We start from the raw sequence: 14,272 nt of genomic DNA, 5'->3' as shown, positions 1-14,272 counted from the left end.
TTTTTCCAGAATAATTTTATTCTTCTGAAGGTTGGGATTCAGAGGTTGATTCCTCTGCATCGCTGATTGCAAGCTGATACATCCAGTCAAGAAGATCATTACATTCGTCAACGACACAATCCTCATCACAGGCAATGCAGGGAATCAGTTCATCACCGGCTAAGAGACAGTATGGATCTGCTGGTCCTTTTCTGGCAATTAATCTGAAAGTTTTAATCCCATCCTGCCGGTATTCAATACGCTCTACTCTGTTTGTATCCAGAAGTTTTTTTACTATTCGAGAACATTTCCTGCTGTCTACTCCAAGGATCTTCCAGAGTTCACTCTGAAGTACACCCTCAGGTGAAGCGGCAATGATCCGAAATGCATCCTCGTCTGTTCCGGTCATGTCAACCTTTAGGCTACCGGTGCGATAGACAGAATATTATTTCCCCGTATTACGAGTGTTCCAAGCTCACGGCCTTTATTTTTCCCTGAAGTCTCGATGCTTTCTTCAAGATGCAGATTCAGGTACTCATCAACTGCCACAAGCCGGCCCTGAAATGTCCTTCCTTCATCCTCTTTCATTTCTACTGAAATCAAAGTGTCAACAAGAGAATATACCTTCTTGATTGGGAGGACAATGCTGCTAACCATCTGCCTTATATAAGGCTTGCAGCCATATTAAAGATTCCTGCAATTCAAAAATGAAAGGATCTATGAATGAGAATAAATCTCTTCAATCTTTTTAATAATGCCTTTACTGCCAATATATATAGGAGTCTTCTGATGAGGCTTCTCTGGAACGATATCCATAATATTTCTCGTTCCATCCGTGATGCTCCCCCCCGCCTGAGTTATGATAAATCCGAGAGGGTTCGCCTCAAATAGTAGTCTGAGTTTTCCATTCGGGCTTTTTTGTGAGCCGGGATAGGTATATATTCCCCCATATACCAGCAACTGATGGCAATCTGCTACAAATGAACCTGAGTACCGCATTTTAAATCCTTGATCATCAAAATACTCAATTACCTTTGTGTGAGCAGGAAGCCAGTCATTTCTCACTCCGCCTGTTCCAAACTGCTTTCCTTCCGGAACAGAAAAACTATCTTTGAGCAGGAGGTAGTGCTCACTTTCAGGATCCCAGGCAAAGCTCTGTACACCCTTTCCAACTGATACCACCAAAACAGTTAATGGTCCGAATAATGTGTAAAAGGCAGCACGCAATTTTGAACCGGGTTGTAAAACCCCACCTTTTTCATAAATGCCAACTATGGTCCCGACAGCCAGGTTTGTAGAAATAAGAGACGATCCATCAAGAGGATCCATAACCATACAATATTCGCAACGGGAATTTTCAAACCGAATGATATCTTCCTGTTCTTCAGATGCCATCTCCCGCACAAGCCCTGACTCGCCAACTACCTTGATAAGATGCTCATCTGCCCAGGTGTCCATCTGAGCCTGCAGTTCACCTGACGCATTCAGGGTATGTTCATACATCTGATTTTCAAGAAATGCCTTCCGGATAGCATCCATCTGCCGCGATATTAATCTGATGAGTGCAATCAGATCAGGTTCACACCCACAGGCTTCCAAATATTTTCGAAGAAACACCATACAAAATCGTAAAGAAATATCCACTCATGATATACATACGATTTTGCATCAGTTAGAGAATCAATCACATACCGGATCCCTTATGATGAGTAAAAACAACCCATTCAGGGGAAGTACTCCGTGATCAGAATCCTTCTTCTAGACAATGAACAGACAATAAATGAAAGAACGTCTTCATATCTTAAAGAACAGAATGGATTTCAAGTTAGAATCACTGACAGTGTAAAAAGCGCAACGAATCTCCTTTCTCAATGCTCCTATGATGTTATTGTATCAGAGTATGATATTCCTGATTTGGATAGCATATCATTTTTAAAACAGAACCGCCAAAGAGGAAATCAAATTCCATTTATTTTTTTTACAAATAAAGGAACTGAAGAGATTATTATCGATGCCTTGAATGAAGGAGCAGACTTCTTTCTTCGAAAACAGGATCTTACTCCTCAAATTCTCTCGAAACTAGCTACCTATATTGTGCAGGCAGTCAAAAGGACGAGAGAAAAACACTGTGACTCTGGACAGATGCATTCGGAAAAAATTCACCACCACACAGAATATGCATGGCATGTTCAGACAATAATGAATGCTATTCCTGCACCCGTATTTTTCAGGGATACATCCGGTATTTATCAGCAATGTAACAGCGCCTTTGAAGCACTGATTGGTATTCAAAAATCCTCAATTATCGGACGGTCTGTGTATGATCTCTACCCGAAGGATCTGGCAGATCATTACCGATATATGGATGATCTGATTCTGAAAAATCCCTATGTTCAACAATATGAGTATGTTATCACAAATGCTCAAGGAGAAAAATTAGATGCTCTTTTCTCTAATTCTGCCTTTCTTTCAGATAATGGGGAGATTAAAGGAATTATGGGGGTCATTCTTGAGGTGACCGACAGAAAAGAACTTGAACGAATCATTCTTGAAAATGAAGAAAAATACCGGACTATCGCTAATTATACATATGACTGGGAATCCTGGTTAAGTCCGGGAGGGACGTATCTCTATATTTCTCCTTCCTGTGAGAGAATTTCCGGGTATTCAGCAGATGAATTTTACAATGAACCAGACCTGATTACCAGAATTACTCATCCCGATGACAAAGAGATAGTGAATCATCACTATTCCCATGTTCCACATGAGAATGATGGAATTTTCCACATGGATTATCGGATAATAACAAAAAAAGGAGAGACAAGATGGATTAGTCATAATTGTCAATCAGTCTTCAGGGATGATGGAACATGGCTTGGAAGAAGAGAAAACAAGCGGGATATTACCTTTCGAAAGGAAATAACTCTGGCAAACGAGAGAGCGAACAAAAAACTCCACTTATTATCCAATATCACCAGACATGACATTCTCAATCAGTTGACGATTATGAGTGGACTTACAGATCTTTTGTCAGATTATTCAGATAATCCAGATATCAGGGCTATGCTGAACAGGATGAACCAGACCATCGAAACAATTCATTCTCAAATTATCTTTACCCGGGACTACCAGGAGATAGGAACTCATACTCCTCAATGGCATCATCTTCCATCAATCGTTCATCAAGCAAAAAGGGGAATCGCTATACAGACTGTGGATATCGACCCTGAACTGGAAAATATCCATATCCTTGTGGATCCATTAATTGAAAAAGTATTTTTTTGTTTGCTGGATAATTCACAACGTCATGGGAAACGAGTTACTGTGGTGAAATTATCATGTGCGATAAAAAATTCCGGGGTCATCATTGTTTATGAAGATAACGGATGTGGGATAATAAACGAAAATAAAGATAAAATTTTCAACCGGGGTTTTGGAAACAATACCGGGTATGGTCTTTTCTTAGCTAAGGAGATTCTGACAATTTCCGGATTAAATATTCATGAAACTGGAATATTCGGAGAAGGAGTACGATTTGAAATCTCGATTCCGAAGGGACTATGGAGACGTGAACCGCTAAACAAAACGATTTAATCATTAAAAAGATTACTAACTGGTATGCAGAAAATGAAATGCAGCATATGTGGGCATGTTTATGATCCTGTTCTCGGTGATAAGGATGCTCCGGCAGGCACAGATTTTCAATCTTTACCAGAAGGATGGGTTTGTCCGGTCTGTCTTGCAGCAAAGCCTCTTTTCAGGCCGATCTAAATCAGGCAATAACCTTCACAATTTTACCTTTTTTCATTATGGAAACTTTTCCACCACTTTCCGACACTACAAATCCAATGGCATCAGTAACTCCCGTTAAAGCAGCTACAGATGAATGACGTGTTCCCATCCCTTTTGGTAAAGACACAGCAGAGGTATCCAGAGTGATGTACCTCCCTGCTGCTTCCAGTATTCCATCACCGGTGACAACAAATGCTCCGTCCAAAAGCGCATATTCTTTGAGCATCTCTCTTACATCAGGCACAGATACCATCCGCATTTCAGGGGGGTGGCCGGAAAATGGATTAAGGATAAGTTGTCGGGATCGTTTCAGCACTTCTTCTGAGTCCCCGACGAGAAATGAGGTTCCAATTGTCTTGCCTTCACGGCCCTCTCTTCCAATTTCCATACATGCCTGAAGGACTGCATCAAAGACCTCTGGAGAGATGTCTGTATAGGAAAGAATCCGGTCACGCCACACGCGGGTGGATATTCTCTCTTCACCGTTGGATGCCTGCTCAGTCATATCTGTGCCGATGCAGATGATGCCGGTCAGTTCATTATCCGAACTATAGAGCCCCCGGCTGGTCCATGCTATCCAGAGATGATTTCCATTCTTTTTACAATGTTCAAAAATATGAATTGCTGAAGATGATTCATCTGACACTTCAAGGAACAGAGATACCGGGTTTGTCACATCCTGTAATGTTCCAGAAGGGAACAAAATCCCTACACTTTTGCCGGTTAGTTCATCAGGTTCATAGCCAAAACACCTGACAGCAGCCGGATTTACAAATGAAATTGTCCCATCCGGACCAAGTCTGATGACCAGAGTCTCAGCGAGATAGAGTTGTTCGCGGCATTCATACTCTGTTTCCCGAAGAGCTGAACTGATGACTGCATATTCACGGCGATCCTCGATAAACCAGAGTCCATCTCCCGGGAGTCCTGACTCTTTTGAATGGAGAGTGAGTCTGCAAGGGACATGTTCCCCATTTTTACCCGTAATAGCGCCTTCAATACATTTCTGATGATATAGATGAAGAAGAATATCACCCGGCTGTGAGGCAGAATCGGACGAGATAAAATATTCAGGTGATTTTCCTAGAATCTCGGACTCATCAAATCCGGATAATTGTGTGAAATGAGGAGTTGTCCGACTAATAAGGCCTTCATCCACATCCAGACATGAAAGAGGCATATGACAGATTATCCGGTTATGATGATCATAATCCTCACGAAGTGAACGTTCAACTCTTGATCTCCCGACAACCTGCCGAATCGAAGAAATAACCTGATGGCCGGTATCTGACTGGTTAAGACGGATTGGCATGCTCCCATAGGTAATATCAAAAAAAGTCAGAGAGTCATTCTGGACTGTAAAAAGCAGAAAGCCTGGATGAAGCCCTTCTGATGTACAACGGTGTTGCCATTGGGTTATGGTGTGAATCATCGGATCAGACCATTCCGGCAATGGTATAAGAATAATATCAGGCATAATTCCCTGATGTCTATCTTTCCCTTCAGGTACAGAACGAACCTCATACAGCTCAACCTGAAGTGAATCGGCAAGCAATTTTTTCACACAATGTGCCGGATTACTTCCGTTATGAACAAGAAGAACTTTCACCATGATATGCAGAACCAAACTGCTCGTTCAGAATATGTACCATGTTATTCTACATATAAAATGAGTTCTTTGTCAGGATACTAATACAAAGGATTGTAACCATATCTCTTTTTTATGAAACGGGTAAATATGATCGCATCAGGGAGCGTTCAGGGAGTCGGTTTCAGAGCATATGTACAGAAAATTGCACAGGACAGGCACATCGCCGGATGGGTACGAAATCTGGCTGACGGAACTGTTGAGATTGAAGCAGAAGGACCAGATGATCTCCTGAACCGTTTTATTGAATCCATCAGATCGTCAAAGACGATATTTATTAACGTTCATTCTTTACAGGTTCGTGATATTTCAGTTACGAACGAACAGGGTTTTACAATCAGAAGATGATTACAGAACATTTATTGAGCTGTAAGAAAATATGAATACCCATGAATATGCGAATATCATTCATTCTGATTACTTTATTTTTCTTCTCTGGTTTTGCCACAGCTGACTGGAGTATCCCGGATCCCAATGACAAATCAAAACCTGCGACCGGAGAATATTTGAAATCTATTGAAAGTCAGGGATACTGGCAATTCGAATATGATCCAACCAATCCAATTTCAGCAGCCATGTACTGTTGCTGGTGGGAGATGGTATACGGAAACCAGAAAAAATATTTTGATGCTATGAATGGTGTTACATCAACAGAATCAGATTCTTCAAGTGATTCATCCATTGAAACAAAAAGTTATTGTCCTGCCTGTCATATTGACGATTCTTTTGCAACCCTGGAAGTTGAACCAGAACTCCAATCATTATCTGATGAACTCATGCAGACAAAACCATGGCTCAAAGAGGGGAAAGATAAAAACCCGGTACGAAAAGTCAATAATACCACTACAGCAGTACTCTCTTTTAGTGAACCGGTAAAAATTTAGATTTTTTTACTTTTCTTTTTCAGATACAATATTTTTCTCATTTTCGACAAGTTCATTGCTTGTTAGGAGATATATTGTATTGTGTCAGATAATAATCAGAATCACCATAATTCAGGTGCTCCAAAATATTTTGCAGGACTAGGCAGGAGGATTGTTGCGGGAATAATTGACGTTGTAATTCTTACTATCATTGCAGGGTTTGGTGCATATTATTTAGGACTGACGGAAGGCTATCGAATGCTTCTCATGATGCTACGACATGAAGAGGTAAGAACTATGGAAGGCGTTCTGGTTACCTCACCCTTCCCAGGACAGGTGGCAACATTTCTTCTGGTCACCATAGTTCTGATTCCCTGGCTCTATTGTGCTTTGCTCGAATCATCTAAAAACCAGGCAACTCTTGGAAAGATGACGTGTCGGGCAGTAGTTACCGACCTGCATGGAAACCGGATTACATTTGCACGAGCATCCCTTCGGCATTTTGCGAAATTTGTTTCAGGAATCCTGTTTTTATCAGGATTTATTGCAATAGCATATACCAAACATTCGCAAGGATTCCATGATATAATAGCAGCATGCCTGGTGTATTACAGGCCGGAAAAAATAGAATAATTTTTTTAGCATGGACCACAGGAAACGACCTGAGGCTCTGTGAATAATGCTTCCCAGTTGTTATTCCTGTTTTCTAAAGACAATGATGAATCCTCAATTTCTTTATTTGCCTGAATTCCGGTAGTGTATCGGTCAAGGGCAGCCCAGTCTTTTGCCTTGATAATATCTCCTACAGATGCATAACCGGACAGGAGATCATTGATTTCTGTAGTATTCGTCTGATTTGTCACAGTCTGGTTTGAGGATGTAGAATTGTTCACTGATGCACCGGTTGAATACAGTACCATCCCGGCAGCTTCTGCTTCGTCCAGAATTTTAGATGCTTTCGATTCGGTATTCTCAAACATGCTCCCGGCATCTTCACCATTCAGGAGTTTATCTCCTTCCCATTCAAATGATGTCGGCAGAGAACCATAACCTGGATTTGAACCTACTGATGAACCAGCAGAGGCAAATCCAATAATTACGCCGGAGAAGATGACAGAAATTATGATAAAGCGATTAAATAACTGCTTACTCATAGTGTACACGTTCACGATCGAATATCATAAATCTTCTTATCATCAGAATCCAGGTCTGAATTATCTCTGAGGATTAAAAAAGAGATAGATTCTCTTCAATTACAGATGAAAAAGATATGGAAGAGCGAAGATAGCAACCATGAGAACTATCATCCCGGTGCTTACAAAACCAACGATATGATCTGCATATTTTGAAAGACCGCGTCTGGCTAGTATACGCTCTGTTCCTTCCTTAAATATGAACCCTCCATCGAGGGGGATCATTGGAAGAGCATTGAATAATCCGGCTGCAAAGTTGATAAATCCACTCCAGAAGAGGAGATGAATGAGTTCCCAGTATCCAGGGAACGGAGCGGAATAATATTCAGTATCTGATACGTCAAATCCAAGTATTCGTAAGTATTGCCCTTCCATGGTCGGATTGAAAGGAACTGAGAGTAACATGAAAATACCAATCGGAGAGAACATACTCCTGACGGTATCGATAATTCCCTGACCATTGTAATAATACACTCCCATGAACCCGGATTCGTGTTCTCCTAATGCTTCAGGCCAGGGGGACACATTTAGGGAGTAGTCCCGAACTTCTCCTTTATGATCAAATCCAACAAGAACCGCATCTCCTGGTCGTGTCGTATTTAAAATATCTGACACGTCTTTTGATGTCTGCACAGCCTCTCCATTTACGGTCCTGATTATTGAAGGGGTTGGAACATCTGCCTGGGCAGCAGAGTAGTTCTGATACAGTCCAACGACAACAGGTTCCTGGGTTGGAACAGCTAGTCCTATCAGACTTACCATGAGGCCGAAACTTATCAGCCCGATAATGATGTTATTAATAATTCCAGCACCATACATCCTCATTCTAGGCCAGGGAGATGCTTTTTTCACCCCTTCTTCATCTGGTTCAACAAATGCTCCGATGGGAATTATCAGGAATAATACACCCATACTTTTTACTGCTATCTGTTCTACCCTACACAAAATTGCATGACCAAATTCATGGACGACAAGAGTGAGGATAAAAGCAAACCAGACGGCAAAGGTTGAGGGAACAAATTCATTCACGCCAGGAATTAAAAAAATATTCTGGGGTTTATGAAGTGATGTTGGTTCAGGTTTTAGCTCCAGCGTGAGATTTACCGACAAAAGGAGCATTATGACCATCGCAATTGATACGATGATAACCATTGCCACTCCGATAGTTCCATATATTCGTAAAAAGCCGGAGTATCGTCTAAAATAATCAAAAAATCCAACGTTTTCAGTTTTCAGCCCGATTATCGGACCATAGAGCGTGATATAGCGGGGATACGGGTTGTATGTCCTGATATATGCAAGGAAGAGGACATAAATGGCAATGCAGCCGAGCAGGATAAGAAACCATTCCATGAGTGTTTACAGGTGGCCCTGACAGGAAGAAAAGGTTGTGTACGGTTTGTCAGAAATCTAAAAGGGAACACTGGTTTTTACGATGTATCATCTGTTTTACGGTCTCCCAACTTGAACGCGCAATCACCGGAGGTCGCTTATGCGTTGAAATGTATTCCTGAAGATATGCAATAGTAACCGGATCAGAAGGATATCCACTACCAATTGTGCCGTGGATTTGTGCAAGCTCTGTGATAATGTGATCACGTTCTACTTTGGCAACAATAGAAGCTGCAGATACAGGAGAATATAATGCATCAGCTTTATGACGGGCGATAATTGTTGTGTCGGATGTGGAAAAGGATCTCACGGTCTCTCCATACCGCTTTTCATTCACATCACATGCATCGACATATGCCTCAGTGCAGGACAGAGCATCCAACGCCTCTGCGTGTGCCCGGGCAACTATCTCATTCATGGTCATGGTCTGGCGGAGTGTATCAATGTCTTCAGCAGTCCGAATTACTATCGAATAGGGAAATTGTTCCCGTATTGAAGCATTTAGTCGTTCTCGAGAATCTTTTGTAAGTTTTTTAGAGTCTGCAACTCCAAGAGCCGTGAGGTCATCCATCTGCATGCATCCCACCGCGGCGATTACCATCGGACCAAGTACCGATCCTTTTCCGGCTTCATCCACTCCACAGATCATCTCTAGAAATTTCTAAATATTGAGAGAAATACCTGATGATAGAGAATATCCCGGGGTTTTTCGTATCAGATTTTCACAGGAACTAATTTCAAAAATATTAAATACTGAGCTTTCCTACATGTATAGGCGCAAGCATTCGCCTCAGTGGCTCAGCCGGTAGAGCGCGTCCTTGGTAAGGACGAGGTCGCGAGTTCAAATCTCGCCTGAGGCTTCAGAAAACTTTTTCCAAAGCCCTAACTTAAACCGGGTACAAATCAAACTTTTTTTTTATCAGCTGATATTTTAAAGGTCTTAACGATAACTTTTTTAAAAAATGAAAAGCATTTTCCTTTTTTTTCTAATCTTTTTAAAAAAGAAACATGAAATATCCTGGTATAATGTCGAAGAACATGATGGCCTCTGTGATTCCTGTTATTACCGGGACATACCCGGGATCATTCGGAAGGGAATGTATGATACCTGTCTCTTGCTGACTCCGGTTAAACCTACATACTGACTTCGCCTGCAGCGAGAGCTTTCATACATAAACTACCCTTTCGTGCTTCTTCAATGATGGTATCCATTTTTCGTGAAATATCCGGAGTGAAATATGCTTCATGACACCGTTCACATACATATGCTGGAATATCCCTGATAACTCTTTTCCGATGAGACTAAATTTCGATGTATGTTTAATCGCTCCTTGAGATTTCCGAATGCCTTTTCCACAACATCCTTATTACGGTAGATTTCAAGAGCGGTAACCGCATCCAGAGTCCCATTCGTAATCAGAGAAAAAAATCCATAATCTCGTTTCACTTTTGTGATAACTTCTTCATTTTCTAATGATTTCGTTCCTCTCTTCGGTGTTGATTTGCAGATAAAGTACTTCTGGTAGAGTTTTCATGTTCAGGAACACGATTATCCATTTTCAATTCCTGCTACAAGGCATTTAATCTTCGATCAAAAGTCATTTTATCTTCAGCTGCTTTTTTCGATATTGAAATAATAATGGATATACAGAGGTAAAATATGATATTTCCTGTATATATTCTATAAAGGAACCAAGTGTTAAAAGATATTCCGGCAGCATATATTCTCATAAATTCAATGACATTCACGTTACAGATACCTTATTACCTCATATCTTCAATAATTCTATGAAAGTATGATAACCATTGATCAGGTGGAATCAGTCATTCATAATCTTCCACAGGATCTCCGGGAACGAGCTCTCCAATATATTGAAGAACTTAACAAAGAGTACCCGCAATCAGAAAAGAAATTTTCATTTGACTGGGTCGGAGATCTAAAAGACGAAGAACCCTCTCTCTCTACTGTTGAAATTCAGCATAAAATCCACACCCTGAAGGCCTGATGTGCCTCCTTGATACCAATATTCTCCTGGAATTATTACTAAAGAGGGAACATGCCAATTCAGTAATGTATTTTTTACAAACTCCTGGTATTACCTGCTCCATCAGTGATTTCTCCTTTCACTCAATCGGGTTATTTCTCTTTAACAAGGATAAAAAGGAACTGTATCTTCGATTTGCAAATGATATATTAAAACAGGTCGCCCTTTATTCTCGGCCTTCTTACTGACCTTCTTTACCCATTTCCGGTCAATCAGATCACTAAGAGCAATACTCACTTCCGGATGCCGAAGATCACAGACCCGTTCCATCTCCCGTGATTTCAGATCGATATCCCGTAGCAACAGGACCAGGACACGGGCAGCATGACGCTTCACCCGGATATCAGTAAATAATTCTGCAATCTCCTCATCCCCCCTGGAGAATTGCAGATAGATATCGCCTCCACCCATTGAGCACCCCTATATTATTTGTTGAGTAATATAATGCCCATCGAATAAATACCAATCCTCTTCTCAATACAATGAGGATTGGTGACATATCTCAAAAAAGAAACATTTTAGTAGGTATAATACAAGTGTTGATATTCTCTGAATGAAGAAGTGTAGTATTCATGCCAGCGTTAATAAGAAAAAAATGTAATTCCGATGGCATTCTCTCTGAAGAAGACCTGAAAGATATAGCCGAAGCAAAAGATGACATTCAGGCTGGTCGGGTCTATACCCCAGAACAGGCACGAAAAGCGCTCGGCCTTCAATGAGTTATTCCATCATCTATTCTGAAAAGGTTCTTAAACAGCTGGGAAATTATCCAAGCATCAAATGACCCGGATTCTTAATAAAATAGATTCGATTGTAGAAGACCCACATCATTTTCTGGAATCGTGTGAGGGGTACCCGTATTATCATCAACGAGTGGGCAATTACCGGATTATACACGACCTTAATGATAGAGACCGGATAATTGAGGTTTTAAAAATCGGTCTTCGGAAAAATGTATATGACCGATAATTACCCGAATAGTCCTACCTCATAAGAGTAATAGGCCATCATACCAGATACCAGTATATAACCTAGTACTATGGGTAATGGAGGTGCAAAATGACAGAAATTAAAACGATTAATCAGATTCGTGATGAGGGGTTAGCCGCATTGATTAAAGCACTTGGTCCGGGAAACGCAATACGTTACATCAATAGTTTTGAACAGGGAACGGGGAATTATAGTGAAGAAAAATACCAGAACATGGATGAAGAGTTTGATGCTGTTGTTGCCCGAATCAAAAATCGTACCGAACCGAAGTAAATATAATTATTGATTATTCCAACGTATGATATACTATGACTCAGGCAATGACGGTTCTTGAAACACTGAATACCATAAAACCGCAATTAGCCAGTCAATATCATGTCAGAAGATTTGGTTTATTCGGTTCAGTAATCCGAGGGGATCAGTCACCGGATAGTGATATAGATATCCTTGTCGAGTTTGAAACTGCCCCAAGTATCTTTGGATTTCTGGAGCTTGAAGAAAAATTGGAAGAAGTATTGCAGGCTCCCGTAGACCTTGTAGATATTGAAGGGATAAAACCTCTGCTCCGCTCAAAAATCCTCTCGGAAGTACAGTATGTCTGAAAAACGTGATCTTCGTATTTTTTTAACAGACATACTTAATGCTACAGAGAAAATAATCCGGTATAACCAGGAAAAAGAGAGTTCACAAAATGTGAGCACGGATAAGGATCTTGAGGCTATCATTTACAATCTTTTAGTACTCGGTGAAGCTTCACGGTCAATTCCTGAAGATTTTCGAGAAGAACATCCGGAGATTCCATGGAAACGAATGGTAGGAATGCGTGACAAACTCATTCACCAATATTGGGGTATGCAACAGGTCACTATATGGAATACCATAACTCGGGACATACCGGATCTTCGGGAAAAGATCAGGAAAATAATTGATAATTATTCAGACCGGGAATAACCGGATATTAAAATTCAAAATCTTTTGTTCCCATTTACTTTCTTTTTTAGGCGCTGTTGGGAAGTATAACAATAGTACAGAGCATTCGTTAACCTGGCAGACTGCGACCTGTTCGCGGGATGAAAGATTCAACGAATGATCGTACCACTCTGGCTTCAGGGGAGGAGAGAAGCGATGATATGCCGGAGGAACATGCACAGGAGGAAGAGGAACGATGACGATGAAGAGCGGACGGAGAAACATTCTTGCCGAAGCGTTCACAACCGGAAGTGGTGCCGACTGAAAGACCGGAGCCTGACCTCGGAAAAGTTAAGGAACATACTATTCACTTAGAGACCACCCTATCACATTTTAATATGATGGCCATAGAGAATATCAAAGAAAAGGAGATCGGCCATTTTAGAGGCCTTCACGAAAACATTTTTTCTTTCAGTCAGTGAAAGTTACCCGGAAGTAACCGGGATTACAGAACCGGTCATGGATCACCATTCCGTAATTGATATCCCGGACCGGATAGAAAAAGTCATTCAATCCCATACTTTTCCCAAAATCTCTTCAGGCTTGATAGATTTCCTTTTCCGGTGCTCTGCAATAGCTTGCTTGTGGGTTTAGCTCTTTCAGACCATCCAGTATAACAGAACCTGAACGCAGCGTGACAATCTTTGTCAGACCTTTCATTTCATCCAGGAGCGACAAAGTTACGTATACTTTTTTAGAATTTCATAAAACCATAATTTTTCCTTTCCAAAAGGAAAAAGCGTCTGAAATATTATTTTTTTTATGACCCACCGGTTTACCAGAAGGATTTTGTATCAGCAGATTTTTCCTATTTATTTTCAAATATTTGCATGAATTGAGGAGATATTGTGTTGCCTAAATTGGGCAGTGTACTATGAGTGTTTTATTCGATAGATGGATTGAATTAATGAAAATAAAACGAAATTATTACCTTCTGAAAAAATGGTATGACACGGATACAAAAACTTTCTTATGGTATTGATACATAGAATTCATACGCACTCAGGAGGTGTGATATGTACAAAAAAGATGATGCAGTATCACCGGTTATTGGTGTTATCCTGATGGTGGCGATCACCGTTATCCTTGCTGCAGTAATTGCAGCGTTCGTATTCGGAATGGCAGGGAACGTTAGTAAGACAAAAAATGTTGCAGTAGTAGCAGATTCACCAACAACAAGTGATATTGTTGTGACATATCATGGTGGCCAGGACGCTGATGAAGTTGAAGATATTATTATTACTTGGTTAGATAACCAAGGGACAAGTTCATTAGGAAGCACAGTTGGTAAATCTGTGAGATATACTGGGGGTTCAACTGGAAAAGACCATGTAACTGCTGTTGCTACATTTGCAGATGGAACTTCACAAGTTGTTTTAGACACATACGTATAATTTATCA

General features: G+C 40.7%; 21 protein-coding genes, 1 tRNA gene and 1 pseudogene. 13 read left to right on the top strand and 10 right to left on the bottom strand.

Features of this window, described 5'->3' with window-relative positions; genetic code table 11:
* Positions 1-16 precede the first annotated feature (16 nt).
* From KSK55_RS16095 to KSK55_RS16085, 3 genes are read right to left on the bottom strand one after another with little or no spacing between them, the layout of a single operon-like run.
* Positions 17-388, bottom strand: a complete 372-nt coding sequence (locus KSK55_RS16095; protein ID WP_214421189.1) for a helix-turn-helix transcriptional regulator — start codon at positions 386-388, stop codon at positions 17-19.
* 8 nt (positions 389-396) lie between these two features.
* Complete coding sequence (locus tag KSK55_RS16090) at positions 397-636, bottom strand: LSM domain-containing protein (protein ID WP_011448229.1); 240 nt, start codon at positions 634-636, stop codon at positions 397-399.
* 60 nt (positions 637-696) lie between these two features.
* On the bottom strand, positions 697-1,599 hold the full coding sequence (locus tag KSK55_RS16085) for a class 1 fructose-bisphosphatase (protein ID WP_214421188.1): 903 nt from the start codon (positions 1,597-1,599) through the stop codon (positions 697-699).
* Between the two features lie 120 nt (positions 1,600-1,719).
* Between KSK55_RS16085 and KSK55_RS16080 the strand changes: the two genes are divergently transcribed.
* Together KSK55_RS16080 and KSK55_RS16075 are read left to right on the top strand one after the other, a co-directional pair.
* Positions 1,720-3,573 (top strand): hybrid sensor histidine kinase/response regulator, encoded by a 1,854-nt coding sequence (locus KSK55_RS16080; RefSeq protein WP_218607681.1) that lies wholly within the window; start codon positions 1,720-1,722, stop codon positions 3,571-3,573.
* A 24-nt stretch (positions 3,574-3,597) separates the two neighbouring features.
* A complete protein-coding gene (locus KSK55_RS16075) occupies positions 3,598-3,750 on the top strand; it encodes a rubredoxin (RefSeq protein WP_214421187.1) in 153 nt (50 codons plus the stop codon).
* A gap of 1 nt (position 3,751) precedes the next feature.
* Here the strand turns inward: KSK55_RS16075 and KSK55_RS16070 are convergent, their stop codons facing one another.
* Positions 3,752-5,383, bottom strand: a complete 1,632-nt coding sequence (locus tag KSK55_RS16070; RefSeq protein ID WP_218607680.1) for a PAS domain-containing protein — start codon at positions 5,381-5,383, stop codon at positions 3,752-3,754.
* 111 nt (positions 5,384-5,494) lie between these two features.
* Here KSK55_RS16070 and KSK55_RS16065 point away from each other — a divergent pair, with 111 nt between their 5' ends.
* The 3 genes from KSK55_RS16065 (at position 5,495) to KSK55_RS16055 (ending at position 6,915) form a co-directional block, all read left to right on the top strand.
* Positions 5,495-5,767: an acylphosphatase gene (locus tag KSK55_RS16065; protein ID WP_218607679.1), complete on the top strand. Its 273-nt coding sequence runs from the start codon at positions 5,495-5,497 to the stop codon at positions 5,765-5,767.
* A 41-nt stretch (positions 5,768-5,808) separates the two neighbouring features.
* Positions 5,809-6,303 carry a hypothetical protein gene (locus KSK55_RS16060; RefSeq protein WP_218607678.1) on the top strand — a complete coding sequence of 165 codons (495 nt, stop codon included), beginning with the start codon at positions 5,809-5,811 and terminating at the stop codon, positions 6,301-6,303.
* Between the two features lie 81 nt (positions 6,304-6,384).
* Complete coding sequence (locus tag KSK55_RS16055; RefSeq protein WP_214421183.1) at positions 6,385-6,915, top strand: RDD family protein; 531 nt, start codon at positions 6,385-6,387, stop codon at positions 6,913-6,915.
* 5 nt (positions 6,916-6,920) lie between these two features.
* Here the strand turns inward: KSK55_RS16055 and KSK55_RS16050 are convergent, their stop codons facing one another.
* The 3 genes from KSK55_RS16050 to rnhB form a co-directional block, all read right to left on the bottom strand.
* Positions 6,921-7,436 carry a hypothetical protein gene (locus tag KSK55_RS16050; RefSeq protein WP_218607677.1) on the bottom strand — a complete coding sequence of 172 codons (516 nt, stop codon included), beginning with the start codon at positions 7,434-7,436 and terminating at the stop codon, positions 6,921-6,923.
* Between the two features lie 99 nt (positions 7,437-7,535).
* Complete coding sequence (locus tag KSK55_RS16045) at positions 7,536-8,828, bottom strand: site-2 protease family protein (protein WP_218607676.1); 1,293 nt, start codon at positions 8,826-8,828, stop codon at positions 7,536-7,538.
* 49 nt (positions 8,829-8,877) lie between these two features.
* The gene (gene rnhB / locus KSK55_RS16040) at positions 8,878-9,516 is read right to left on the bottom strand and encodes a ribonuclease HII (protein ID WP_218607675.1); all 639 of its coding nucleotides are present in this window, start codon (positions 9,514-9,516) and stop codon (positions 8,878-8,880) included.
* Between the two features lie 138 nt (positions 9,517-9,654).
* Between rnhB and KSK55_RS16035 the strand changes: the two genes are divergently transcribed.
* Positions 9,655-9,727 (top strand) — tRNA-Thr (locus KSK55_RS16035).
* A 274-nt stretch (positions 9,728-10,001) separates the two neighbouring features.
* On the opposite strand, the gene KSK55_RS16030 is transcribed toward KSK55_RS16035, so the two are convergent.
* Both KSK55_RS16030 and KSK55_RS16805 read right to left on the bottom strand, forming a co-directional pair.
* Positions 10,002-10,142, bottom strand: coding sequence for a YgiT-type zinc finger protein (locus KSK55_RS16030; protein ID WP_256664308.1), 141 nt, complete (start codon positions 10,140-10,142; stop codon positions 10,002-10,004).
* Position 10,143: 1 nt separating this feature from the next.
* Positions 10,144-10,518 (bottom strand): annotated as a pseudogene (locus KSK55_RS16805) (IS1634 family transposase); the annotation flags it as partial.
* A gap of 145 nt (positions 10,519-10,663) precedes the next feature.
* Between KSK55_RS16805 and KSK55_RS16025 the strand changes: the two are divergent.
* Positions 10,664-10,873 carry a DUF2281 domain-containing protein gene (locus tag KSK55_RS16025; protein ID WP_218607674.1) on the top strand — a complete coding sequence of 70 codons (210 nt, stop codon included), beginning with the start codon at positions 10,664-10,666 and terminating at the stop codon, positions 10,871-10,873.
* Positions 10,874-11,014: 141 nt separating this feature from the next.
* Here the strand turns inward: KSK55_RS16025 and KSK55_RS16020 are convergent, their stop codons facing one another.
* Positions 11,015-11,323 (bottom strand): hypothetical protein, encoded by a 309-nt coding sequence (locus KSK55_RS16020; RefSeq protein ID WP_218607673.1) that lies wholly within the window; start codon positions 11,321-11,323, stop codon positions 11,015-11,017.
* Positions 11,324-11,484: 161 nt separating this feature from the next.
* Here KSK55_RS16020 and KSK55_RS16015 point away from each other — a divergent pair, with 161 nt between their 5' ends.
* From KSK55_RS16015 to KSK55_RS15990, 6 genes are all read left to right on the top strand, one after another.
* Positions 11,485-11,631, top strand: coding sequence for a hypothetical protein (locus tag KSK55_RS16015; RefSeq protein ID WP_214421176.1), 147 nt, complete (start codon positions 11,485-11,487; stop codon positions 11,629-11,631).
* A 61-nt stretch (positions 11,632-11,692) separates the two neighbouring features.
* A complete protein-coding gene (locus KSK55_RS16780; protein ID WP_218607672.1) occupies positions 11,693-11,881 on the top strand; it encodes a type II toxin-antitoxin system RelE family toxin in 189 nt (62 codons plus the stop codon).
* A 90-nt stretch (positions 11,882-11,971) separates the two neighbouring features.
* Positions 11,972-12,175, top strand: a complete 204-nt coding sequence (locus KSK55_RS16005; RefSeq protein ID WP_218607671.1) for a hypothetical protein — start codon at positions 11,972-11,974, stop codon at positions 12,173-12,175.
* A 35-nt stretch (positions 12,176-12,210) separates the two neighbouring features.
* Positions 12,211-12,504 (top strand): nucleotidyltransferase family protein, encoded by a 294-nt coding sequence (locus KSK55_RS16000; protein WP_218607670.1) that lies wholly within the window; start codon positions 12,211-12,213, stop codon positions 12,502-12,504.
* Positions 12,497-12,853, top strand: a complete 357-nt coding sequence (locus KSK55_RS15995; RefSeq protein WP_218607669.1) for a HepT-like ribonuclease domain-containing protein — start codon at positions 12,497-12,499, stop codon at positions 12,851-12,853. The genes KSK55_RS16000 and KSK55_RS15995 overlap by 8 nt, the downstream gene beginning before the upstream one ends.
* 1,034 nt (positions 12,854-13,887) lie before the next feature.
* A complete protein-coding gene (locus KSK55_RS15990; protein ID WP_218607668.1) occupies positions 13,888-14,265 on the top strand; it encodes a type IV pilin domain-containing protein in 378 nt (125 codons plus the stop codon).
* Positions 14,266-14,272: the final 7 nt, after the last annotated feature.

The organism is Methanospirillum hungatei, from assembly GCF_019263745.1.
GTDB classification, from domain to species: Archaea; Halobacteriota; Methanomicrobia; order Methanomicrobiales; family Methanospirillaceae; genus Methanospirillum; species Methanospirillum purgamenti.
This window is presented reverse-complemented; position numbering and strand designations above follow the sequence as displayed.

What these genes read in the sequence shown, in the direction of transcription:
- KSK55_RS16095 (WP_214421189.1), bottom strand. Translation starts at nt 388, where the DNA reads ATGACCGGAACAGACGAGGATGCATTTCGGATCATTGCCGCTTCACCT.
- KSK55_RS16090 (WP_011448229.1), bottom strand. Translation starts at nt 636, where the DNA reads ATGGTTAGCAGCATTGTCCTCCCAATCAAGAAGGTATATTCTCTTGTT.
- KSK55_RS16085 (WP_214421188.1), bottom strand. Translation starts at nt 1,599, where the DNA reads ATGGTGTTTCTTCGAAAATATTTGGAAGCCTGTGGGTGTGAACCTGAT.
- KSK55_RS16075 (WP_214421187.1), top strand. Translation starts at nt 3,598, where the DNA reads ATGCAGAAAATGAAATGCAGCATATGTGGGCATGTTTATGATCCTGTT.
- KSK55_RS16070 (WP_218607680.1), bottom strand. Translation starts at nt 5,383, where the DNA reads ATGGTGAAAGTTCTTCTTGTTCATAACGGAAGTAATCCGGCACATTGT.
- KSK55_RS16065 (WP_218607679.1), top strand. Translation starts at nt 5,495, where the DNA reads ATGAAACGGGTAAATATGATCGCATCAGGGAGCGTTCAGGGAGTCGGT.
- KSK55_RS16060 (WP_218607678.1), top strand. Translation starts at nt 5,809, where the DNA reads ATGAATATGCGAATATCATTCATTCTGATTACTTTATTTTTCTTCTCT.
- KSK55_RS16050 (WP_218607677.1), bottom strand. Translation starts at nt 7,436, where the DNA reads ATGAGTAAGCAGTTATTTAATCGCTTTATCATAATTTCTGTCATCTTC.
- KSK55_RS16045 (WP_218607676.1), bottom strand. Translation starts at nt 8,828, where the DNA reads ATGGAATGGTTTCTTATCCTGCTCGGCTGCATTGCCATTTATGTCCTC.
- rnhB (WP_218607675.1), bottom strand. Translation starts at nt 9,516, where the DNA reads ATGATCTGTGGAGTGGATGAAGCCGGAAAAGGATCGGTACTTGGTCCG.
- KSK55_RS16025 (WP_218607674.1), top strand. Translation starts at nt 10,664, where the DNA reads ATGATAACCATTGATCAGGTGGAATCAGTCATTCATAATCTTCCACAG.
- KSK55_RS16020 (WP_218607673.1), bottom strand. Translation starts at nt 11,323, where the DNA reads ATGGGTGGAGGCGATATCTATCTGCAATTCTCCAGGGGGGATGAGGAG.
- KSK55_RS16015 (WP_214421176.1), top strand. Translation starts at nt 11,485, where the DNA reads ATGCCAGCGTTAATAAGAAAAAAATGTAATTCCGATGGCATTCTCTCT.
- KSK55_RS16780 (WP_218607672.1), top strand. Translation starts at nt 11,693, where the DNA reads ATGACCCGGATTCTTAATAAAATAGATTCGATTGTAGAAGACCCACAT.
- KSK55_RS16005 (WP_218607671.1), top strand. Translation starts at nt 11,972, where the DNA reads ATGACAGAAATTAAAACGATTAATCAGATTCGTGATGAGGGGTTAGCC.
- KSK55_RS16000 (WP_218607670.1), top strand. Translation starts at nt 12,211, where the DNA reads ATGACTCAGGCAATGACGGTTCTTGAAACACTGAATACCATAAAACCG.
- KSK55_RS15995 (WP_218607669.1), top strand. Translation starts at nt 12,497, where the DNA reads ATGTCTGAAAAACGTGATCTTCGTATTTTTTTAACAGACATACTTAAT.
- KSK55_RS15990 (WP_218607668.1), top strand. Translation starts at nt 13,888, where the DNA reads ATGTACAAAAAAGATGATGCAGTATCACCGGTTATTGGTGTTATCCTG.